Annotated in this window: 15 protein-coding genes and 4 tRNA genes; 18 read left to right on the top strand and 1 reads right to left on the bottom strand. The window is 62.5% G+C overall.

The features are described from left to right. Nucleotides 1–360: 360 nt before the first annotated feature. From AC3WL8_RS11435 to rplL, 11 genes are all read left to right on the top strand, one after another. Nucleotides 361–446: transfer RNA gene (locus AC3WL8_RS11435), tRNA-Tyr, on the top strand. Between the two features lie 51 nt (nucleotides 447–497). Next, nucleotides 498–571 (top strand) — tRNA-Gly (locus tag AC3WL8_RS11430). A 37-nt stretch (nucleotides 572–608) separates the two neighbouring features. Next, nucleotides 609–683 (top strand) — tRNA-Thr (locus AC3WL8_RS11425). A 45-nt stretch (nucleotides 684–728) separates the two neighbouring features. Continuing rightward, nucleotides 729–1,919, top strand: coding sequence for an elongation factor Tu (gene tuf, locus AC3WL8_RS11420; protein ID WP_010810470.1), 1,191 nt, complete (start codon nucleotides 729–731; stop codon nucleotides 1,917–1,919). Nucleotides 1,920–2,003: 84 nt separating this feature from the next. Then, nucleotides 2,004–2,079: transfer RNA gene (locus AC3WL8_RS11415), tRNA-Trp, on the top strand. 59 nt (nucleotides 2,080–2,138) lie between these two features. Further along, complete coding sequence (gene secE, locus AC3WL8_RS11410; RefSeq protein WP_013958264.1) at nucleotides 2,139–2,519, top strand: preprotein translocase subunit SecE; 381 nt, start codon at nucleotides 2,139–2,141, stop codon at nucleotides 2,517–2,519. Between the two features lie 10 nt (nucleotides 2,520–2,529). Beyond that, nucleotides 2,530–3,111, top strand: a complete 582-nt coding sequence (nusG, locus tag AC3WL8_RS11405; RefSeq protein ID WP_010810468.1) for a transcription termination/antitermination protein NusG — start codon at nucleotides 2,530–2,532, stop codon at nucleotides 3,109–3,111. 159 nt (nucleotides 3,112–3,270) lie between these two features. Then, nucleotides 3,271–3,702 (top strand): 50S ribosomal protein L11, encoded by a 432-nt coding sequence (gene rplK / locus AC3WL8_RS11400; RefSeq protein WP_010810467.1) that lies wholly within the window; start codon nucleotides 3,271–3,273, stop codon nucleotides 3,700–3,702. Next, a complete protein-coding gene (gene rplA / locus AC3WL8_RS11395; RefSeq protein ID WP_013958262.1) occupies nucleotides 3,703–4,398 on the top strand; it encodes a 50S ribosomal protein L1 in 696 nt (231 codons plus the stop codon). A 423-nt stretch (nucleotides 4,399–4,821) separates the two neighbouring features. Then, nucleotides 4,822–5,343, top strand: coding sequence for a 50S ribosomal protein L10 (gene rplJ / locus AC3WL8_RS11390; protein ID WP_010810465.1), 522 nt, complete (start codon nucleotides 4,822–4,824; stop codon nucleotides 5,341–5,343). 69 nt (nucleotides 5,344–5,412) lie between these two features. Continuing rightward, nucleotides 5,413–5,787, top strand: a complete 375-nt coding sequence (rplL, locus tag AC3WL8_RS11385; protein WP_010810464.1) for a 50S ribosomal protein L7/L12 — start codon at nucleotides 5,413–5,415, stop codon at nucleotides 5,785–5,787. A gap of 158 nt (nucleotides 5,788–5,945) precedes the next feature. Here rplL and AC3WL8_RS11380 read toward each other — a convergent pair whose 3' ends face one another. Further along, complete coding sequence (locus tag AC3WL8_RS11380) at nucleotides 5,946–6,326, bottom strand: hypothetical protein (protein ID WP_162097553.1); 381 nt, start codon at nucleotides 6,324–6,326, stop codon at nucleotides 5,946–5,948. Between AC3WL8_RS11380 and rpoB the strand changes: the two genes are divergently transcribed. From rpoB to tuf (AC3WL8_RS11345), 7 genes are all read left to right on the top strand, one after another. Further along, complete coding sequence (rpoB, locus tag AC3WL8_RS11375; protein ID WP_013958260.1) at nucleotides 6,207–10,313, top strand: DNA-directed RNA polymerase subunit beta; 4,107 nt, start codon at nucleotides 6,207–6,209, stop codon at nucleotides 10,311–10,313. The genes AC3WL8_RS11380 and rpoB overlap by 120 nt on opposite strands. A 125-nt stretch (nucleotides 10,314–10,438) precedes the next feature. Next, entirely contained in the window at nucleotides 10,439–14,686 is a 4,248-nt protein-coding gene (gene rpoC, locus AC3WL8_RS11370; protein ID WP_013958259.1) for a DNA-directed RNA polymerase subunit beta', read from the top strand. A 184-nt stretch (nucleotides 14,687–14,870) separates the two neighbouring features. After that, on the top strand, nucleotides 14,871–16,718 hold the full coding sequence (gene recQ, locus AC3WL8_RS11365) for a DNA helicase RecQ (RefSeq protein ID WP_041228215.1): 1,848 nt from the start codon (nucleotides 14,871–14,873) through the stop codon (nucleotides 16,716–16,718). Between the two features lie 349 nt (nucleotides 16,719–17,067). Beyond that, nucleotides 17,068–17,445 carry a 30S ribosomal protein S12 gene (gene rpsL, locus AC3WL8_RS11360; protein ID WP_010810460.1) on the top strand — a complete coding sequence of 126 codons (378 nt, stop codon included), beginning with the start codon at nucleotides 17,068–17,070 and terminating at the stop codon, nucleotides 17,443–17,445. Between the two features lie 225 nt (nucleotides 17,446–17,670). Beyond that, nucleotides 17,671–18,141 carry a 30S ribosomal protein S7 gene (gene rpsG / locus AC3WL8_RS11355; protein ID WP_010810459.1) on the top strand — a complete coding sequence of 157 codons (471 nt, stop codon included), beginning with the start codon at nucleotides 17,671–17,673 and terminating at the stop codon, nucleotides 18,139–18,141. Nucleotides 18,142–18,258: 117 nt separating this feature from the next. Continuing rightward, nucleotides 18,259–20,367, top strand: coding sequence for an elongation factor G (gene fusA / locus AC3WL8_RS11350; RefSeq protein WP_013958257.1), 2,109 nt, complete (start codon nucleotides 18,259–18,261; stop codon nucleotides 20,365–20,367). An 81-nt stretch (nucleotides 20,368–20,448) separates the two neighbouring features. Then, complete coding sequence (tuf, locus tag AC3WL8_RS11345) at nucleotides 20,449–21,639, top strand: elongation factor Tu (protein WP_010810470.1); 1,191 nt, start codon at nucleotides 20,449–20,451, stop codon at nucleotides 21,637–21,639. Nucleotides 21,640–21,650: the final 11 nt, after the last annotated feature.

The following is a 21,650-nucleotide window of genomic DNA, read 5'->3' as shown; positions in this document are numbered from 1 at the left end:
AACAGGTCCGTGAAACAGCTCCGCGCCGATGATAGTGCGGATACCCGTGTGAAAGTAGGTCATCGCCAGGCTCTTATTCCCAAAACCCCTCGACAGCGTGTGCTGCGAGGGGTTTTGTCTTTTCCGGCCGTCGCCGCGCGTGGCCCCGCGGCCCTGCCAGGCCGCCTCAGAGCCTCCAGGAGCCGCGCTGGAAAGCCCCTATAGGGTGAGAACGCAGAAATCTAAACTGCGCTTGTGGGAGCGATCAGGCGGTTCAAGCGCCACGCTGGAACGCCTTCCCTGGTCTGCCCAAGTACAGCATCCGCAACGGAAAGTGCTTGACAGGCAAGGTGAGAAGCCCCATAATCGATAGTTCTCTGCGGAGAGGTGCCCGAGTGGCTAAAGGGGGCAGACTGTAAATCTGTTGGCTTACGCCTACGCTGGTTCGAATCCAGCCCTCTCCACCAGAATGCAAGACAGCAGCCGGCAGTGCCGGTGAAGAAGCAGGAAAGAACCGGGCGGGTGTAGCTCAATGGTAGAGCAGAAGCCTTCCAAGCTTACGACGAGGGTTCGATTCCCTTCACCCGCTCCAGTCGCGCGGTTGCTGTCAGAGTAGTACGTCAAGTTTCGCCCATGTGGCTCAGTGGTAGAGCACTCCCTTGGTAAGGGAGAGGTCGGCAGTTCGATCCTGCCCATGGGCACCAAATACCACGCACTGGCAATATCGCTACCGAGACAGGAGTCGCGAAATGGCAAAGGAAAAGTTCGAGCGGACCAAGCCGCACGTGAACGTTGGCACGATTGGTCACGTTGACCATGGCAAGACCACGTTGACGGCAGCGATCGCTACGGTGCTGGCAGCCAAGTTCGGCGGTGCCGCCAAGAAGTACGACGAAATCGACGCAGCGCCGGAAGAAAAGGCACGCGGTATTACCATCAATACCGCCCACGTCGAGTACGAAACGGCCAACCGCCACTACGCGCACGTTGACTGCCCGGGCCACGCTGACTATGTGAAGAACATGATCACGGGTGCCGCCCAGATGGACGGCGCAATCCTGGTTTGCTCGGCCGCTGACGGCCCGATGCCGCAAACGCGCGAGCACATCCTGCTGGCCCGTCAGGTTGGCGTGCCTTACATCATCGTGTTCCTGAACAAGTGCGACATGGTGGACGACGCTGAACTGCTCGAGCTGGTCGAGATGGAAGTTCGCGAGCTGCTGAGCAAGTACGAGTTCCCCGGCGACGACACCCCGATCATCAAGGGTTCGGCCAAGCTGGCGCTGGAAGGCGACAAGGGCGAGCTGGGCGAAGTGGCCATCATGAACCTGGCCGACGCACTGGACACCTACATCCCGACGCCGGAGCGTGCCGTTGACGGTACCTTCCTGATGCCGGTGGAAGACGTGTTCTCGATCTCGGGTCGCGGCACCGTGGTGACCGGCCGTATCGAGCGCGGCGTGGTGAAGGTCGGTGAGGAAATCGAAATCGTCGGTATCAAGCCGACGGTGAAGACCACCTGCACCGGCGTGGAAATGTTCCGCAAGCTGCTGGACCAGGGTCAAGCCGGCGACAACGTTGGCCTGCTGCTGCGCGGCACCAAGCGTGAAGACGTCGAGCGCGGCCAGGTGCTGTGCAAGCCGGGTTCGATCAAGCCGCACACCCACTTCACCGGCGAGGTGTACATCCTGTCGAAGGACGAAGGCGGCCGTCACACCCCGTTCTTCAACAACTACCGCCCGCAGTTCTACTTCCGTACCACCGACGTGACCGGCTCGATCGAGCTGCCGAAGGACAAGGAAATGGTCATGCCGGGTGACAACGTGTCGATCACCGTCAAGCTGATCGCCCCGATCGCCATGGAAGAAGGCCTGCGCTTCGCTATCCGTGAAGGCGGCCGTACCGTCGGCGCCGGCGTCGTGGCAAAGATCCTCGACTAAGTTGTTTGATAGCGAACGCGGCACCAACCGGCCGCGTTCGTTGCCAGAAGGGGTTGGCGCCAGCGCCGGCCCCACAGTTGTTTTAGGGGTATAGCTCAACTGGCAGAGCGTCGGTCTCCAAAACCGAAGGTTGGGGGTTCGATTCCCTCTGCCCCTGCCAAATCAATCAGCCGCGTCGCGAAGAGCAATCGTGACGCGGCTTAGTCTCGTTTGCGAAACATGGCCAATCCCAATGTTGAAACCGTGAACGCCAGCAGCGGCAAGTGGATGCTTGGCGTGGCGGTGCTGCTGGTGGTTGCGGGCGTCATCGGTTTCTATGCACTGGCACAGCAACCGTCTTATGTACGTGGCGCCGCACTGTTCGGTGGTATTGCACTGGGTATCGTGGTTGCACTGGTGTCTGTACCAGGCAAGGACTTTATCGGGTTCGCCAAGGAATCGTATCGGGAAGTTCGCAAGGTCGTCTGGCCGACGCGCAAGGAAGCCGGGCAAATGACGGGGCTGGTCTTCGTCTTTGTCGTCGTCATGGCGCTGTTCCTGTGGTCGGCTGACAAGCTCATCGAGTGGGTCGTCTTCTCGCTCGTGCTGGGCTGGAAATAAGAGGTAGCACATGACGGATAACGCTCAGCAGGAAACCACCGCGCCGGAATCGCCTTCGTCGAAGAAGCGCTGGTATGTCGTGCATGCCTACTCCGGCATGGAGAAGAGCGTGCAGCGCGCGCTGCAGGAGCGCATCGAACGCGCCGAGATGCAGGACAAGTTTGGCCGCATCCTGGTGCCGTCCGAAGAAGTCGTGGAAATCAAGGGCGGCCACAAGTCGGTCACGGAGCGTCGTTTCTTCCCGGGCTATGTGCTGGTGGAAATGGAAATGACCGACGAGACCTGGCACCTGGTGAAGAACACCAGCAAGGTCACCGGTTTCGTGGGCGGCGCCCGCAACCGCCCGAGCCCGATTTCGCAGCGCGAAGTCGACAAGATCATGACCCAGATGCAGGAAGGGGTCGAGAAGCCGCGTCCCAAGACGCTGTTCGAAGTGGGCGAAATGGTGCGCGTCAAGGACGGCCCGTTCACCGACTTCAACGGCAACGTGGAAGAAGTGAACTACGAGAAATCGCGCCTGCGCGTCTCGGTCACGATCTTCGGGCGTGCCACGCCGGTCGAGCTCGAGTTCGGCCAGGTCGAGAAGGTTTAAGGAATTTGCCGGCTGCGGCCTGAAAGGGCGGCAACTGGCAACGGCGACGCCCCGGTGGCGGCGCCAAGAGGAGCGTGAGGCCGTGCCGAAGGTGCGGCGACAGCGCGTTACGACTCAACAGGATCGCATCCCGAAAGGGCGATCCGGATTGGAGTAGAGATGGCCAAGAAGATCATTGGCTTTATCAAGCTGCAGATTCCGGCTGGTAAGGCAAATCCCTCCCCGCCCGTTGGTCCCGCACTGGGTCAGCGTGGTCTGAATATCATGGAGTTCTGCAAGGCGTTCAACGCCCAGACCCAGGGTATGGAACCCGGTCTGCCGGTGCCGGTGGTGATTACCGCCTTCGCCGACAAGAGCTTCACCTTCGTGATGAAGTCGCCCCCGGCGACCGTGCTGATCAAGAAGGCAGCTGGCATCACCAAGGGTTCGCCGAAGCCCCATACCGACAAGGTTGGCAAGATCACCCGCGCCCAGGCTGAAGAAATCGCCAAGGCCAAGAACGCTGACCTGACCGCCGCCGACCTGGACGCCGCCGTGCGTACCATCGCCGGTTCGGCTCGTTCGATGGGCATCACCGTGGAGGGTCTGTAAATGGCTAAGGTTTCCAAGCGCGTCGCCGCCAACAAGGCGAAGATCGAGCGTACCAAGTTCTACCCGATCGACGAGGCCCTGGGCCTGGTGAAGGGCTGCGCTTCGGCGAAGTTCGACGAGTCGATCGACGTGGCTGTGCAGCTGGGCATTGACGCCAAGAAGTCGGACCAGGTGGTTCGTGGTTCGGTGGTGCTGCCCGCAGGTACCGGCAAGTCGGTTCGCGTGGCTGTGTTCGCCCAAGGCGAAAAGGCCGAAGCCGCCAAGGCCGCCGGTGCTGACATCGTCGGCATGGAAGACCTGGCTGAGCAAGTCAAGGCCGGCAACCTGAACTTCGACGTCGTGATCGCTTCGCCGGACACGATGCGTATCGTCGGTACGCTGGGCCAGATCCTGGGCCCGCGCGGCCTGATGCCGAACCCGAAGGTCGGTACCGTGACGCCCGACGTGGCCCAGGCCGTGAAGAACGCCAAGGCTGGTCAGGTGCAGTTCCGTGTCGACAAGGCCGGTATCATCCACGCCACCATCGGCCGCCGCTCGTTCGAAGACGCAGCGCTGAAGAGCAACCTGTCCGCACTGCTGGAAGCCCTGGTGAAGTCCAAGCCGGCTACGAGCAAGGGCGTGTACCTGCGCAAGATCGCCGTCTCGTCCACCATGGGCGTTGGCGTGCGCGTGGAACAAGCTTCGCTGTCGGCCTGAGCTGACGGCATGGGCTGACCGGACCCGATAACACCGGTCGGCCACGAATTGAAGATCCTGGCGTTAGCGGGGATCGGCTCCGGACCTGGTTCTGTCAAGCGGCGGGACAAGGATAGGGAGCAAGGCTTTGGGCAGTGGCGGCAGCCGGACACATGGTGTTCAGGCAGTCGCCGCTGGTTATCAAAGACCGCTGGTGTCCACATGACCGCAGTCAGGCATGCGGGCTTAATCGGCCGGGACGTACAGGCAGGGCCAGGTGCCGTGCATGACCAACCCCGGGCAACCAGCGCAGATGGCGCACCCGAAGGGATTGATGAATCCGGGCCTGTCCCGGGTGATTCGGGCCAATCGGACGCCGTTCGTTTGTGCTGACGTGAAGACTCCGGTATTGCCGGAGGGCTAGCGTCATTTTGGAGCTTAACCGTGCCACTCAATATTGAAGATAAGAAGGCCGTCGTTGCTGAGGTTTCGGCGCAAGTCGCCAAGGCCCAGACCATCGTCGTGGCCGAATATCGCGGCATTACGGTTGGCGATCTGACCAAGCTGCGTTCCACCGCTCGGCAGCAAGGCGTGTACCTGCGTGTTCTGAAGAACACGCTGGCCCGCCGTGCCGTCGAAGGTACGCCGTTTGCAAGCCTCGCAGAGCAGATGACCGGTCCGCTGATCTACGGTATTTCCGAAGATGCAGTGTCGTCGGCCAAGGTTCTGAACGACTTTGCCAAGACCAACGACAAGCTGGTCCTGCGCGCTGGGTCGTATGACGGCAAGGTTCTCGACGCTGCCGCCGTGAAGGCGCTGGCATCGATCCCGAGCCGCGACGAACTGATTGCTCAGCTGCTGGGCGTGATGCAGGCACCGGTGTCGGGCTTCGCCCGTCTGCTGGCTGCACTGGCTGCCAAGAACGCCGAAGGCGCTCCCGCGGAAGCGGAAGCTGCTGGCGCCTAAGGCAATCCAGGCCTCGCATCGAAAGATCGCATTACCGATACCGAATCAAATCTAGTAGGAGTATTTCAAATGGCAATCACCAAAGACGACATCCTGGAAGCCGTTGGCGCGATGTCCGTGATGGAACTGAACGACCTGGTCAAGGCGTTTGAAGAGAAGTTTGGCGTGTCCGCCGCTGCCATGGCCGTGGCAGCTGCCCCGGGCGCCGGCGGTGCCGCCGCTGCTGAAGAGCAGACCGAGTTCAACGTGATCCTGGCCGAAGTCGGCGCCAACAAGGTTGGCGTGATTAAGGCTGTTCGCGAAATCACCGGCCTGGGCCTGAAGGAAGCCAAGGACCTGGTCGATGGCGCACCGAAGCCCGTCAAGGAAGGCGTGGACAAGGCTGCAGCTGCCGAAGCCAAGAAGAAGCTGGAAGACGCTGGCGCAAAGGTCGACGTCAAGTAAGGCATTGCTCGCGTGCCCTTCCGGCACGCGGATGGGGCTGGCAAAGGGAAATTCCCGGCGCCAGCCTTTTTGCGCTTGTGCGAAAGTGTTTTGAGAAGCACTCTTCGCGCCAAAAAGTGATGTTTGCGAGCCCCGGTGCCTTTGGGCATGCCGGAGTCTCAGCAGAGGCCAAACATCAGTGGCACACTAAGGGGTTGCTGCTGATGTTTGTCTTCTGAACCGACTGCAGAAGACAAGTTTGGTCGGGTGTCCCCCGGGCGAGTACAGGCGTTGCGCTTGATGCGACGACCACACCGCCCGCAGCGTGCGGACACCGTCAGCCAGAGGTTGGTAGCGGCCAACCGCCAAATCCCCTCCCAGTCGCTGAACACCTCAGGTCCGGCCAGGTCCAGCCAGCCCTGCGATGATTCGGAGATCCCATGGCGTACAGCTTCACCGAAAAGAAGCGCATTCGCAAAAGTTTTGCGAAGCGCGCGACGGTACATCAGGTTCCATTCCTGCTTGCCACCCAGATTGAATCCTACACTCAGTTCTTGCAAGCGGAAACGCCGACCGCGCGTCGCAAGACCGAAGGCCTCCAGGCCGCTTTCAACGCAATCTTCCCGATCTCCTCGCATAACGGGCTTGCCCGTATGGAGTTCGTCTCGTATCACCTGTCCAACCCGCCGTTCGACGTCAAGGAATGTCAACAGCGTGGCCTGACCTTCCACTCGGCGCTGCGCGCCAAGGTTCGCCTGATCATCAACGATCGCGAGAATCCTGGCAAGGTCAAGGAAGTGAAGGAGCAGGAAGTCTACATGGGCGAAATCCCGCTGATGACTTCCACGGGTTCGTTCGTCATCAACGGCACCGAGCGTGTCATCGTCTCGCAGCTGCACCGCTCGCCGGGCGTGTTCTTCGAGCACGACAAGGGCAAGACCCACAGCTCGGGCAAGCTGCTGTTCTCGGCACGTATCATCCCCTACCGCGGTTCGTGGCTGGACTTCGAGTTCGACCCGAAGGACATCCTGTACTTCCGCGTCGACCGCCGCCGCAAGATGCCGGTGACGATCCTGCTGAAGTCGATCGGCCTGACCCCGGAACAGATCCTCGCGCACTTCTTCGTGTTCGACAACTTCACGCTGCAGGCCGAAGGCGCGCAGCTGGAGTTCGTGCCCGAGCGCCTGCGCGGTGAAGTCGCGCGCTTCGACATCGCCGACAAGAACGGCCGCGTGGTGGTCGAGAAAGACAAGCGGATCAACGCCAAGCACATCCGCGACCTGGATTCGGCCGGCACCAAGCTGATCAGCGTGCCGGAAGACTACCTGCTGGGCCGCGTGCTGGCCAAGAACATCATCGACCCGGATACCGGCGAGGTGATTGCCAACGCCAACGACGAACTCACCGAAACGCTGCTGGAAAACCTGCGCGAAGCCGGCGTCAAGCAGATCCAGACCCTGTACACCAATGACCTGGACCAGGGCCCGTACATGTCGCAGACCCTGCGCGTGGACGAGACCGCCGACCAGACCGCTGCGCGTATCGCGATCTACCGCATGATGCGCCCGGGCGAGCCGCCGACCGAGGAAGCCGTGGAAGCGCTGTTCCAGCGCCTGTTCTACAGCGAAGAGTCGTACGACCTGTCGCGCGTTGGCCGCATGAAGGTCAACAGCCGCCTGGGCCGCCCCACCGGCGAAGGCGCCATGGTGTTGCAGGACGAGGACATCCTCGAGACTATCAAGATCCTGGTCAACCTGCGCAACGGCAAGGGCGAGGTCGATGACATCGACCACCTGGGCAACCGTCGCGTGCGTTGCGTCGGCGAACTGGCCGAAAACCAGTTCCGCGCCGGCCTGTCGCGCGTGGAGCGTGCCGTCAAGGAACGTCTGGGCCAGGCCGAGACCGAGAACCTGATGCCGCACGACCTGATCAACTCGAAGCCGATCTCGTCGGCGATCCGCGAGTTCTTCGGTTCGTCGCAGCTGTCGCAGTTCATGGACCAGACCAACCCGCTGTCCGAGATCACGCACAAGCGCCGTGTCTCCGCACTGGGCCCGGGCGGTCTGACGCGCGAGCGCGCCGGCTTTGAAGTCCGTGACGTGCACCCGACCCACTATGGCCGCGTGTGCCCGATCGAAACGCCGGAAGGTCCGAACATTGGTCTGATCAACTCGCTGGCACTGTATGCCCGCCTGAACGAATACGGCTTCCTGGAAACGCCGTACCGCAAGGTGGTCGACAGCAAGCTGACCGACCAGGTCGACTACCTGTCCGCGATCGAGGAAGGCAAGTACGTGGTGGCGCAGGCTAACGCGACCGTTGACGCCGAGGGCAACCTGACCGACGAACTGGTGTCGGCGCGTGAAGGCTCCGAGCGTGAAACCCGCATGGTCACGCCGGACCGCGTGCAGTACATCGACGTGGCACCGTCGCAGATCGTGTCGGCCGCTGCCTCGCTGGTGCCGTTCCTGGAACACGATGACGCGAACCGTGCACTGATGGGCGCCAACATGCAGCGCCAGGCCGTGCCTTGCCTGCGTCCGGACAAGCCGCTGGTCGGCACCGGCATCGAGCGTACCGTTGCGGTCGACTCGGGTACGGCCGTGCAGGCGATGCGTGGCGGCGTGGTCGACTACGTCGACGCGATGCGTATCGTGATCCGCGTGAACGACGACGAAGCCGTTGCCGGTGAAGTCGGCGTGGACATCTACAACCTGATCAAGTACACGCGCTCGAACCAGAACACCAACATCAACCAGCGTCCGATGGTCAAGGTTGGCGATATCGTTGCCCGCAACGATGTGATCGCCGACGGCGCCTCGACCGACCTGGGTGAACTGGCCCTGGGCCAGAACATGCTGGTGGCGTTCATGCCGTGGAACGGCTACAACTTCGAGGATTCGATCCTGATCTCGGAGCGTGTGGTGGCCGAAGACCGCTATACCTCGATCCACATCGAGGAACTGTCGGTCGTTGCCCGCGACACCAAGCTGGGACCGGAAGAAATCACGCGCGATATCTCGAACCTGGCCGAGGCCCAGCTGGCTCGCCTGGACGAGTCGGGCATCACCTACATCGGCGCTGAAGTCGAAGCCGGTGACGTGCTGGTGGGCAAGGTCACGCCGAAGGGCGAGACCCAGCTGACCCCGGAAGAGAAGCTGCTGCGCGCGATCTTCGGCGAGAAGGCTTCGGACGTGAAGGACACCTCGCTGCGCGTGCCGTCGGGCATGAGCGGCATCGTGATCGACGTCCAGGTCTTCACCCGCGAAGGCGTGACGCGCGACAAGCGTGCCCAGTCGATCATCGACGACGAACTGAAGCGCTACCGCCTGGACCTGAACGACCAGCTGCGTATCGTGGAAGGCGACGCGTTCCAGCGTCTGGAGCGCCTGCTCATCGACAAGACCGTCAACGGCGGTCCGAAGAAGCTGGCCAAGGGTGCCAAGATCACCAAGGAATACCTGGCGGACATCGACAGGTACCACTGGTTCGACATCCGTCCGGCCGACGAGGAACTGGCTGCCCAGCTGGAAGCCGTCAAGGAAGCCATCGAGCAGAAGCGCCACGAGTTCGACCTGGCCTTCGAAGAGAAGCGCAAGAAGCTCACGCAGGGCGACGAACTGCCGCCGGGCGTGATCAAGATGGTCAAGGTGTACCTGGCCGTCAAGCGCCGCCTGCAGCCTGGCGACAAGATGGCAGGCCGTCACGGCAACAAGGGTGTCGTGTCCAAGATCACTCCGATCGAAGACATGCCCTACATGGCCGACGGCACGCCTGCCGACATCGTGCTGAATCCGCTGGGCGTGCCTTCGCGGATGAACGTGGGTCAGATTCTCGAGACCCACCTGGGCTGGGCCGCGCGCGGTCTGGGCGAGCGCATCGGCAACATGCTGAAGGCGCAAGCCAAGGCAGCCGAAGTGCGCAAGCTGCTCACGCAGATCTACAACGAGAGCGGCAAGGTCGAAGACCTCGACAGCCTGTCGGATTCGGAAGTCCTGGAACTGGCCGAGAACCTGAAGAAGGGCGTGCCGTTCGCGACGCCGGTGTTCGATGGTGCGCATGAGGACGAAATCCGCCGCATGCTGGACCTCGCCTATCCGGAAGAGATCGCGAAGGAGAAGGGCCTGACGGCTTCCAAGCAGCAGGTCACGCTGTTCGACGGCCGCACCGGCGAGGCGTTCGAGCGTCCGGTCACGCTGGGTGTGATGCACATGCTGAAGCTGCACCACCTGGTCGATGACAAGATGCACGCGCGTTCCACCGGCCCGTACTCGCTGGTGACGCAGCAGCCGCTGGGTGGTAAAGCCCAGTTCGGTGGCCAGCGTTTCGGTGAGATGGAAGTTTGGGCACTGGAAGCCTACGGCGCGTCGTACGTGCTGCAGGAAATGCTGACGGTCAAGTCCGATGACGTGAACGGCCGTACCAAGGTGTACGAGAACATCGTCAAGGGCGAGCACTCGATCGATGCCGGCATGCCGGAATCGTTCAACGTGCTGGTGAAGGAAATCCGCTCGCTGGGTATCGACATCGACCTCGATCGCTACTGATCGGGCAGGTGAGGGGAGCCGGTTGCGGCCGGTTCCCCGTCGACACTACAGGCGAAGGATTTCCCACAGGATGAATGCCATCGACCCGGACCAAATCCGGGGCGGTGGCGAAACAAGGAGTTGCAATGAAAGCATTGCTCGATCTCTTTAAGCAGGTACAGCAGGAAGAGCAGTTCGACGCGATCAAGATCGGCTTGGCCTCGCCCGAGAAGATCCGTTCGTGGTCGTACGGCGAAGTCAAGAAGCCGGAAACGATCAACTACCGTACCTTCAAGCCGGAACGCGACGGCCTGTTCTGCGCCAAGATCTTTGGCCCGATCAAGGACTACGAGTGCCTGTGCGGCAAGTACAAGCGCCTGAAGCACCGTGGCGTGATCTGCGAGAAGTGCGGCGTTGAAGTGACGCTGGCCAAGGTGCGCCGCGAGCGCATGGGCCACATCGAACTGGCCGCGCCGACCGCGCACATCTGGTTCCTGAAGTCGCTGCCGTCGCGCCTGGGCATGGTCCTGGACATGACGCTGCGCGACATCGAGCGCGTGCTGTACTTTGAAGCATTCGTGGTGATCGAACCCGGCATGACCCCGCTCAAGAAGAGCCAGATCATGTCCGAAGACGACTACCTGGCGAAGTGCGACGAGTACGGCGAGGGCGAGTTCGTCGCCATGATGGGTGCCGAGGGCATCCGTGAGCTGCTGCGCGGCATCGACATCGAGAAGCAGATCGAACAGATCCGCGCCGAGCTGCAGGCCACCGGCTCCGAAGCCAAGATCAAGAAGTTCGCCAAGCGCCTGAAGGTGCTCGAGGCCTTCCAGCGTTCGGGCATCAAGCCCGAGTGGATGATCCTCGAAGTGCTGCCGGTGCTGCCGCCCGAGCTGCGCCCGCTGGTGCCGCTGGACGGCGGCCGCTTCGCGACCTCGGACCTGAACGACCTGTATCGCCGCGTCATCAACCGTAACAACCGCCTCAAGCGCCTGCTGGAGCTGAAGGCGCCTGAAATCATCGTGCGCAACGAAAAGCGCATGCTGCAGGAAGCGGTTGACTCGCTGCTGGACAACGGCCGTCGCGGCAAGGCGATGACTGGCGCCAACAAGCGTCCGCTGAAGTCCCTGGCTGAAATGATCAAGGGCAAGGGCGGCCGTTTCCGTCAGAACCTGCTGGGCAAGCGCGTCGACTACTCGGGCCGTTCGGTCATCGTGGTGGGCCCGACCCTCAAGCTGCACCAGTGCGGCCTGCCCAAGCTGATGGCGCTCGAGCTGTTCAAGCCCTTCATCTTCCACAAGCTGGAAACGATGGGCATCGCCACCACCATCAAGGCGGCGAAGAAGGAAGTGGAAAGCCAGACCCCGGTGGTGTGGGACATCCTCGAAGAGGTGATCCGCGAGCACCCGGTGATGCTGAACCGTGCGCCGACGCTGCACCGCCTGGGTATCCAGGCGTTCGAGCCGGTGCTGATCGAAGGCAAGGCCATCCAGCTGCACCCGCTGGTCTGCGCGGCGTTCAACGCCGACTTCGACGGTGACCAGATGGCTGTTCACGTCCCGCTGTCGCTGGAAGCGCAGATGGAAGCTCGCACGCTGATGCTGGCTTCCAACAACGTGCTGTTCCCGGCCAACGGCGACCCGTCGATCGTGCCGTCGCAAGACGTGGTGCTGGGTCTGTACTACACGACCCGCGACAAGATCAACGGCCGCGGCGAGGGCATGACCTTTGCCGACATCAGCGAAGTGATCCGCGCCTACGAGAACAAGGAAGTCGAACTGGCTTCGCGCGTGAACGTGCGTATCACCGAGTATGAGCTGGTCGACAAGGACGCCGAGGGCGACGCCCGTTTCGCACCCAAGATCACGCTGCAGGCCACCACGGTCGGCCGCGCGATCCTGTCCGAGATCCTGCCCAAGGGCCTGCCGTTCTCGGTGCTGAACAAGCCGCTCAAGAAGAAGGAAATCTCGCGCCTGATCAACACCGCGTTCCGCAAGTGCGGTCTGCGCGAGACCGTGATCTTCGCCGACAAGCTGCTGCAGTCGGGCTTCCGCCTGGCAACCCGCGCCGGTATCTCGATCGCCATCGACGACATGCTGGTGCCGCCGCAGAAGGAAAAGATCATCGCCGAGGCCTCGGCCAAGGTGAAGGAATACGACAAGCAGTACATGTCGGGTCTGGTGACCGACCAGGAACGCTACAACAACGTCGTGGACATCTGGGGCGCCGCCGGCGACCAGGTGGGCAAGGCGATGATGGAGCAGCTCCAGCACGAAGACGTGGTCGACCGCGAAGGCAAGACCGTGAAGCAAGAGTCGTTCAACTCCATCTACATGATGGCCGACTCGGGCGCACGGGGTTCCGCCGCGCAGATCCGCCAGCTGGCCGGTATGCGTGGCCTGATGGCAAAGCCGGACGGCTCGATCATTGAAACGCCGATCACGGCGAACTTCCGTGAAGGCCTGAACGTTCTGCAGTACTTCATCTCGACCCACGGCGCACGTAAGGGCCTGGCCGATACGGCACTGAAGACCGCGAACTCGGGTTACCTGACCCGTCGTCTGGTCGACGTGACGCAGGATCTGGTTGTGGTGGAAGACGATTGCGGCACCTCCAACGGCGTGGCCATGAAGGCCCTGGTCGAAGGCGGTGAAGTGATCGAAGCCCTGCGCGACCGTATCCTCGGCCGTGTGACCGTGGCCGACGTGGTGAACCCTGAAACCCAGGAAACCGCGATCGAAGCCGGCACGCTGCTGGATGAAGACCTGGTTGAGCTGATCGACAACATCGGCGTGGACGAAGTCAAGGTCCGCACCCCGCTGTCGTGCGACACGCGCTACGGCCTGTGCGGCAAGTGCTACGGCCGCGACCTGGGCCGCGGCGTGCTGGTGAACTCCGGCGAAGCGGTTGGCGTGATTGCCGCCCAGTCGATCGGTGAGCCGGGCACGCAGCTGACCATGCGTACGTTCCACATCGGTGGTGCGGCATCGCGTGCGGCAGTGGCGTCGAGCGTGGAAGCCAAGGCAACCGGTACCGTGCGTTTCACGGCGACCATGCGTTACGTCACCAATGCGAAGGGCGAACTGATCGTCATCTCGCGTTCGGGCGAGGCGCTGATCACCGACGACCACGGCCGCGAGCGCGAACGCCACAAGATCCCGTACGGCGCCACGCTGCTGGTGCAGGACGGCCAGGCCATCAAGGCTGGCACGCAGCTGGCCACGTGGGACGCGCTGACTCGCCCGATCGTTTCGGAATACACCGGCACGACCAAGTTCGAGAACGTCGAAGAAGGCGTGACCGTCGCCAAGCAGATGGACGAAGTCACCGGCCTGTCGACCCTGGTGGTGATCGACGCCAAGCGCCGCACGGCTGCAACCAAGGGCATCCGCCCGCAGGTGAAGCTGCTCGACGCCAGCGGCCAGGAAGTGAAGATCCCGGGCACGGACCATTCCGTGACCATCGGCTTCCAGGTCGGCGCGCTGATTACCGTGAAGGATGGCCAGCAGGTGCACGTGGGTGAAGTGCTCGCGCGTATCCCGACCGAATCGCAGAAGACCCGCGACATTACCGGTGGTCTGCCGCGTGTGGCCGAGCTGTTCGAAGCGCGTTCGCCGAAGGACGCCGCCGTGCTGGCGGAAGTCACCGGCACGACCTCGTTCGGCAAGGACACCAAGGGCAAGCAGCGTCTGGTCATTACCGACCTGGACGGCAATGCCCACGAGTTCCTGATCGCGAAGGAAAAGCAGGTGCTGGTGCACGACGGCCAGGTGGTGAACAAGGGCGAAATGATCGTGGAAGGTCCGGCGGACCCGCACGACATCCTGCGCCTGAAGGGCATCGAAGAGCTGGCGCACTACATCGTGGACGAAGTCCAGGACGTGTACCGTCTGCAGGGCGTGAAGATCAACGACAAGCACATCGAAGTGATTGTTCGTCAGATGCTGCGCCGCGTGCAGATCGCCGATGTCGGCGACACCAAGTTCATCCCGGGTGAACAGGTGGAGCGTTCGGAACTGCTCGACGAGAACGACCGCGTGATCGCCGAAGGCAAGCGTCCGGCCACGTACGAGAACCTGCTGCTGGGTATTACCAAGGCGTCGCTGTCGACCGACAGCTTCATCTCGGCGGCATCGTTCCAGGAAACCACGCGCGTGCTGACCGAAGCCGCGATCATGGGCAAGACCGACGACCTGCGTGGTCTGAAGGAAAACGTGATCGTCGGCCGTCTGATCCCGGCCGGTACCGGCCTGGCCTACCACCGCGCCCGCAAGGCGCGCGAGGCCTCCGAGCGCGAACGCGCCCAGGCGATCGCCGAAGAAGAGCAGTCGCTCTTCATCGAGCCGGCGCCGGTGGTGCAGGCGACGACCGAAGGCGAAGGCGACAACGTCTGATCGCAGTAAGCTGTTTGCCGCCGCAAGGCGGCCCGAAAGCCCGGCTGATCCAGCCGGGCTTTTTTTGTCTGCACGCGGCGTTTGCTTTCGTGAGAAACGTCGCAGAGTTTGCCCTGCGGTCGCTGAAGCCGGGTCCCTTAGTGGTATGGTTACGGCTTTTCCGGCTTCAGCAATTCCGTTGTCTATGTCGCACGCGCTGGCGATCCTCAAAGATGTGTTCGGCTACCACGCCTTCCGTGGGCGCCAGGCCGAGATCATCGACCACGTTGCGACGGGCGGCGACTGCCTGGTGCTGATGCCAACCGGCGGCGGCAAGTCGCTGTGCTACCAGATCCCGGCGCTGCTGCGCCAGCGTGCCGGCGACGGCGTCGGCATCGTGGTGTCGCCGTTGATCGCGCTGATGCAGGACCAGGTCGCGGCACTGACCGAAGCCGGCGTGCGCGCCGCGGTGCTCAATTCGACGCTGACCGGGGCCGAGGCCTCGGCGGTCGAGCGCGACCTGCTGGCCGGGCGCATCGAGATCCTCTACGTGGCGCCGGAACGGCTGATGACGCCGCGCTTCCAGGACTTGCTCGAGCGCATTCGGGTCGGGCTCTTTGCCATCGACGAAGCGCACTGCGTGTCGCAGTGGGGCCACGACTTCCGCCCCGAGTACATCCAGTTGTCGGTGCTGCATGAGCGCTTCCCGTACGTGCCGCGCATCGCGCTGACGGCAACGGCCGACGCACTCACGCGCAATGAGATCATCGAGCGCCTGGCGCTGGACAACGCCCGCGTCTTCATCTCCAGCTTCGACCGGCCCAATATCCGCTACCGCATCGTCGAGAAGGACAATGCGCGCCAGCAGCTGCTGGCCTTCATCAAGGCCGAGCACACCGCGGCCGACGGCACCCATGACAGCGGCATCGTCTATTGCCTGTCGCGCAAGAAGGTGGAAGACACGGCACAGTGGCTGAGCGGGCAGGGCATCAATGCGCTGGGCTACCACGCCGGCATGGATGCCCAGGTGCGCCAGCACCACCAGGCGCGCTTCCGCGAGGAAGAAGGGCTGGTGATGGTGGCGACGATCGCCTTCGGCATGGGCATCGACAAGCCCGACGTGCGCTTTGTCGCCCACCTGGACCTGCCCAAGAGCATGGAAGGCTACTACCAGGAAACCGGGCGCGCCGGCCGCGACGGCCTGCCGGCCAATGCCTGGATGGCCTACGGCCTGGGCGACGTGGTGCAGCAGAAGCGCATGATCGACGAGTCCGAGGCGGACGAGGCCTTCAAGCGCGTGTCGTCGTCCAAGCTCGATGCGCTGCTGGGCCTGTGCGAGACCGCGGGCTGCCGGCGCGTGCGCATCCTGGCGTATTTCAACGAGGCCAGCGAACCCTGCGGTAACTGCGATACCTGTCTGGAGCCGCCGGCGACCTGGGACGGCACGCGTGAGGCGCAGATGGCGCTGTCGTGCGTGTACCGCACTGCGCAGGCGAGCCGGGTTCACTTCGGCGCCACCCACCTGATTGACGTGCTGCGCGGCAACAGCTCGGAGAAGATCCGCCAGTGGGGGCACGACAAGGTGTCCACCTTCGGCATCGGCAAGGACCGCTCGGTGCATGAATGGCATACGGTGTTCCGCCAGCTGATCGCCCAGGGGCTGCTGACCATCGACCATGGCGGCCATGGCGCGCTGCTGCTGGGCGAGGACGCGCGCGCGGTGCTCAAGGGCGAGCGCCAGATCATCTTGCGTCGCCAGGCCACCAAGCCGGGCAAGTCCGGCGAGCGTGCCGCACGCGGCACCCGCACCGACCACACCGCGGACATGGATGCCGACATGCTGGCCAACTGGGAGGCGCTGCGCCGCTGGCGCACCGAGGCCGCGCGTGAGCACGGGGTGCCGGCCTATGTCATCTTCCACGATGCAACGCTGGCGGAGCTGGCCCGGACCGCGCCGGGATCCCTGTCGGCGATGCAGGGCATTCCCGGGATTGGTGCCTCCAAGCTTGAGCGCTACGGGCAGTCCATCCTGGAAGCGCTCCGCGGGGTCTGAGCGGGAGGGCAGCGTCAGCGCGTCCCGGAAAGGGTATACGGCTTGACGGTATACGATTCCCCTGCTAGGATGCCAGATTCGAGTTTTTGGCTTTGGATTTCGCTCGCCCGTCGGACAAGTGGCCTTTAGGCCGCTGCCGGCAAGCCTTCCGGACTGGGTTTCCATGGACCGGTGGCGGCAGACGCGGGATCCGGGTGCCGGCTCGCGCTCTTTGGCATGCTGTTACCGCACAGTCCCGTCTCCAGAGCGCGTCCGCTCACCTCTCCCGCCCAAAACCCGTAGTTGCCTCTCCATCCTGGCGCATGCCGGTGCGAGTGGCGTTTTTCGTCAAACCAAGCTGGATTGAACAATGCCAACTATCAACCAACTGGTTCGCAAGCCGCGCGTCTCTGAAGTCGTCAAGAGCAAGAGCCCGGCGCTTGAGAACTGCCCCCAGCGCCGTGGCGTGTGCACCCGCGTGTACACCACGACGCCGAAGAAGCCGAACTCGGCACTGCGTAAGGTTGCCAAGGTGCGCCTGACCAACGGTTTCGAAGTCATTTCGTACATCGGCGGTGAAGGCCACAACCTGCAGGAACACTCGGTCGTGCTGATCCGCGGCGGCCGTGTGAAGGATTTGCCGGGTGTGCGTTACCACATCGTCCGTGGCTCGCTCGACTTGCAAGGCGTGAAGGACCGCAAGCAGGCTCGTTCGAAGTACGGCGCGAAGCGTCCGAAGGCAGCCTAAGCTTAAGCAGCCTGGGTCGGAAAGACCCGAAGCAACAAACGATAGCCTGTGGCGCGAGTCATGGTGCTGTCACCAGGCGGCGGTACAACGGAGCGCCTTTTTGGCAACCGTGCCGTCGAGTAAGTGGTCACCCGGCGAATTTGCTGTCTATCGCATGCAAGCTAGTTGGTGGCCGGAGAGCGGGAAAAACTGACCGCGCTCTCAACTGAATCTAAAGGAAAGAAGATGCCACGTCGTCGTGAAGTCCCCAAGCGGGATGTTCTGCCTGATCCGAAGTTCGGCAACGTTGAAGTTGCCAAGTTTATGAACGTGCTGATGCTGGACGGCAAGAAGTCGGTTGCCGAACGTATCGTCTATGGCGCGTTCGACCAGATCGAAAAGAAGGCAGGCAAGGCCCCCATCGAAGTGTTCTCCGTTGCCATCAACAACGTGAAGCCGGTGGTGGAAGTGAAGAGCCGTCGCGTGGGCGGCGCCAACTATCAGGTTCCGGTCGAAGTCCGTCCGTCGCGTCGTCTGGCATTGGCGATGCGTTGGCTGCGCGAGGCCGCGAAGAAACGCAGCGAGAAGTCGATGGCGCTGCGCCTGGCAGGTGAGCTGCTGGAAGCATCGGAAGGCCGTGGCGGCGCAATGAAGAAGCGCGACGAAGTGCACCGCATGGCCGAAGCCAACAAGGCGTTCTCGCATTTCCGCTTCTAAGCGCGCGATAGCGTTTGTTGGTTGCCGGGCGGGCTGTGTTTTTACACATCTCGCCCGTTTGTGTTAGGGGCGCGGGCCATGAGATGCCGGCGCCTCACGGACGAATAGAGGATTAAAGTGGCTCGTAAGACTCCTATTGAGCGCTACCGTAACATCGGTATTTCGGCTCACATTGACGCGGGTAAAACCACCACGACCGAGCGGATCCTGTTCTACACCGGTGTGAACCACAAGATCGGTGAAGTGCATGATGGCGCGGCCACCATGGACTGGATGGAGCAGGAGCAGGAGCGCGGCATCACCATCACGTCTGCTGCGACCACCGCCTTCTGGAAGGGCATGGCCGGCAACTACCCCGAGCATCGCTTCAACATCATCGACACCCCGGGCCACGTGGACTTCACCATCGAGGTGGAGCGTTCCATGCGCGTGCTGGACGGCGCGTGCATGGTGTACTGCGCAGTGGGTGGCGTGCAGCCGCAGTCGGAAACCGTCTGGCGTCAGGCCAACAAGTACCGCGTGCCGCGTCTGGCATTCGTCAACAAGATGGACCGTACCGGCGCGAACTTCTTCAAGGTCTACGACCAGCTGAAGACCCGCCTGAAGGCCAACCCGGTGCCCGTCGTGGTGCCGATCGGCGCTGAAGACGGCTTCCAGGGCGTCGTCGATCTGCTGGAAATGAAGGCGATCATTTGGGACGAAGCCAGCCAGGGCGTGAAGTTCGAATACCAGGACATCCCGGCTGAGCTGCAAGCCACCGCTGAAGAATGGCGCGAGAAGATGGTCGAGTCCGCCGCCGAAGCCAGCGAAGAGCTGATGGAAAAGTACCTGGGCGGCGAAGAGCTGACCCGCGCCGAGATCGTCAAGGCGTTGCGTGACCGTACCATCGCCTGCGAAATACAGCCGATGCTGTGCGGCACCGCGTTCAAGAACAAGGGCGTGCAGCGTATGCTCGACGCCGTGATCGACTTCCTGCCGTCGCCGGTCGACATTCCGCCGGTTACGGGCACGGACGAGGACGACAGCGAGAAGAAGCTCGAGCGCAAGGCTGACGACAACGAAAAGTTCTCGGCACTGGCGTTCAAGATCATGACCGACCCGTTCGTTGGTCAGCTGATCTTCTTCCGCGTCTACTCGGGCAAGATCAATTCGGGCGACACCGTGTACAACCCGGTCAAGAGCAAGAAGGAACGCCTGGGCCGTATTCTGCAGATGCATGCCAACCAGCGCGAAGAAATCAAGGAAGTGCTGGCCGGCGACATCGCCGCTGCAGTGGGTCTGAAGGACGCCACCACGGGCGACACGCTGTGCGATCCGGCTGCACCGATCGTGCTCGAGCGCATGGTGTTCCCGGAGCCGGTGATCTCGCAGGCTGTCGAGCCGAAGACCAAGGCTGACCAGGAAAAGATGGGCATCGCCCTGAACCGCCTGGCCGCTGAAGATCCGTCGTTCCGCGTGCGTACCGATGAAGAATCGGGTCAGACCATCATTTCGGGCATGGGCGAGCTCCACCTCGAAATTCTGGTCGACCGCATGAAGCGCGAATTCGGCGTGGAAGCCAACATCGGCGCGCCGCAGGTGGCCTACCGCGAAACCATTCGCAAGACGGCCGAAGGCGTCGAGGGCAAGTTCGTCAAGCAGTCGGGCGGCCGCGGCCAGTACGGTCACGCTGTGATCACGCTGGAACCGCAAGAGCCGGGCAAGGGCTTCGAGTTCATCGACGCCATCAAGGGCGGTGTGATTCCTCGCGAATACATCCCGGCGGTCGAAAAGGGTATCGTCGACACGCTGCCGAACGGCATCCTGGCTGGCTTCCCGGTGGTAGACGTGAAGGTCACGCTGACGTTCGGTTCGTACCACGACGTGGACTCGAACGAAAACGCGTTCCGCATGGCCGGCTCGATGGCTTTCAAGGAAGCCATGCGCAAGGCCAGCCCGGTTCTGCTTGAGCCGATGATGGCCGTGGAAGTGGAAACGCCGGAAGACTACACGGGTACCGTGATGGGCGACCTGTCGTCCCGCCGCGGCATCGTGCAGGGCATGGACGACATGGTGGGCGGCGGCAAGATCATCAAGGCCGAAGTCCCGCTGTCGGAAATGTTCGGTTATTCCACGTCGCTGCGCTCGGCCACGCAAGGCCGCGCCACGTACACCATGGAATTCAAGCACTACGCTGAAGCACCGAAGAACATCGCCGAAGCCGTGATGACGGCCAAGGGCAAGTAATAAGCTGTTTGCCGCCGCACCCCGCGTGGGGCGCGGCGGCGTGATGAATCGACAAGACTGAATTCCATTAGGAGCTGAAAAATGGCAAAGGAAAAGTTCGAGCGGACCAAGCCGCACGTGAACGTTGGTACGATTGGTCACGTTGACCACGGCAAGACCACGCTGACCGCGGCGATCGCCACGGTGCTGGCAGCCAAGTTCGGCGGTGCCGCCAAGAAGTACGACGAAATCGACGCAGCGCCGGAAGAAAAGGCACGCGGTATTACCATCAATACCGCCCACGTCGAGTACGAAACGGCCAACCGCCACTACGCGCACGTTGACTGCCCGGGCCACGCTGACTATGTGAAGAACATGATCACGGGTGCCGCCCAGATGGACGGCGCAATCCTGGTTTGCTCGGCCGCTGACGGCCCGATGCCGCAAACGCGCGAGCACATCCTGCTGGCCCGTCAGGTTGGCGTGCCTTACATCATCGTGTTCCTGAACAAGTGCGACATGGTGGACGACGCTGAACTGCTCGAGCTGGTCGAGATGGAAGTTCGCGAGCTGCTGAGCAAGTACGAGTTCCCCGGCGACGACACCCCGATCATCAAGGGTTCGGCCAAGCTGGCGCTGGAAGGCGACAAGGGCGAGCTGGGCGAAGTGGCCATCATGAACCTGGCCGACGCACTGGACACCTACATCCCGACGCCGGAGCGTGCCGTTGACGGTACCTTCCTGATGCCGGTGGAAGACGTGTTCTCGATCTCGGGTCGCGGCACCGTGGTGACCGGCCGTATCGAGCGCGGCGTGGTGAAGGTCGGTGAGGAAATCGAAATCGTCGGTATCAAGCCGACGGTGAAGACCACCTGCACCGGCGTGGAAATGTTCCGCAAGCTGCTGGACCAGGGTCAAGCCGGCGACAACGTTGGCCTGCTGCTGCGCGGCACCAAGCGTGAAGACGTCGAGCGCGGCCAGGTGCTGTGCAAGCCGGGTTCGATCAAGCCGCACACCCACTTCACCGGCGAGGTGTACATCCTGTCGAAGGACGAAGGCGGCCGTCACACCCCGTTCTTCAACAACTACCGCCCGCAGTTCTACTTCCGTACCACCGACGTGACCGGCTCGATCGAGCTGCCGAAGGACAAGGAAATGGTCATGCCGGGTGACAACGTGTCGATCACCGTCAAGCTGATCGCCCCGATCGCCATGGAAGAAGGCCTGCGCTTCGCTATCCGTGAAGGCGGCCGTACCGTCGGCGCCGGCGTCGTGGCAAAGATCCTCGACTAAGCACTTCCTGG

It is taken from the genome of Cupriavidus sp. FW305-F7 (genome assembly GCF_058782875.1).
This window is presented reverse-complemented; position numbering and strand designations above follow the sequence as displayed.

Bases quoted from the DNA above. Each gene is read 5' to 3' on its own strand.
- recQ (WP_041228215.1), top strand. From the start codon at position 14,871: ATGTCGCACGCGCTGGCGATCCTCAAAGATGTGTTCGGCTACCACGCC.
- rpoC (WP_013958259.1), top strand. From the start codon at position 10,439: ATGAAAGCATTGCTCGATCTCTTTAAGCAGGTACAGCAGGAAGAGCAG.
- rplA (WP_013958262.1), top strand. From the start codon at position 3,703: ATGGCTAAGGTTTCCAAGCGCGTCGCCGCCAACAAGGCGAAGATCGAG.
- rpsG (WP_010810459.1), top strand. From the start codon at position 17,671: ATGCCACGTCGTCGTGAAGTCCCCAAGCGGGATGTTCTGCCTGATCCG.
- nusG (WP_010810468.1), top strand. From the start codon at position 2,530: ATGACGGATAACGCTCAGCAGGAAACCACCGCGCCGGAATCGCCTTCG.
- tuf (WP_010810470.1), top strand. From the start codon at position 20,449: ATGGCAAAGGAAAAGTTCGAGCGGACCAAGCCGCACGTGAACGTTGGT.
- rplL (WP_010810464.1), top strand. From the start codon at position 5,413: ATGGCAATCACCAAAGACGACATCCTGGAAGCCGTTGGCGCGATGTCC.
- secE (WP_013958264.1), top strand. From the start codon at position 2,139: ATGGCCAATCCCAATGTTGAAACCGTGAACGCCAGCAGCGGCAAGTGG.
- tuf (WP_010810470.1), top strand. From the start codon at position 729: ATGGCAAAGGAAAAGTTCGAGCGGACCAAGCCGCACGTGAACGTTGGC.
- rpoB (WP_013958260.1), top strand. From the start codon at position 6,207: ATGGCGTACAGCTTCACCGAAAAGAAGCGCATTCGCAAAAGTTTTGCG.
- rpsL (WP_010810460.1), top strand. From the start codon at position 17,068: ATGCCAACTATCAACCAACTGGTTCGCAAGCCGCGCGTCTCTGAAGTC.
- rplK (WP_010810467.1), top strand. From the start codon at position 3,271: ATGGCCAAGAAGATCATTGGCTTTATCAAGCTGCAGATTCCGGCTGGT.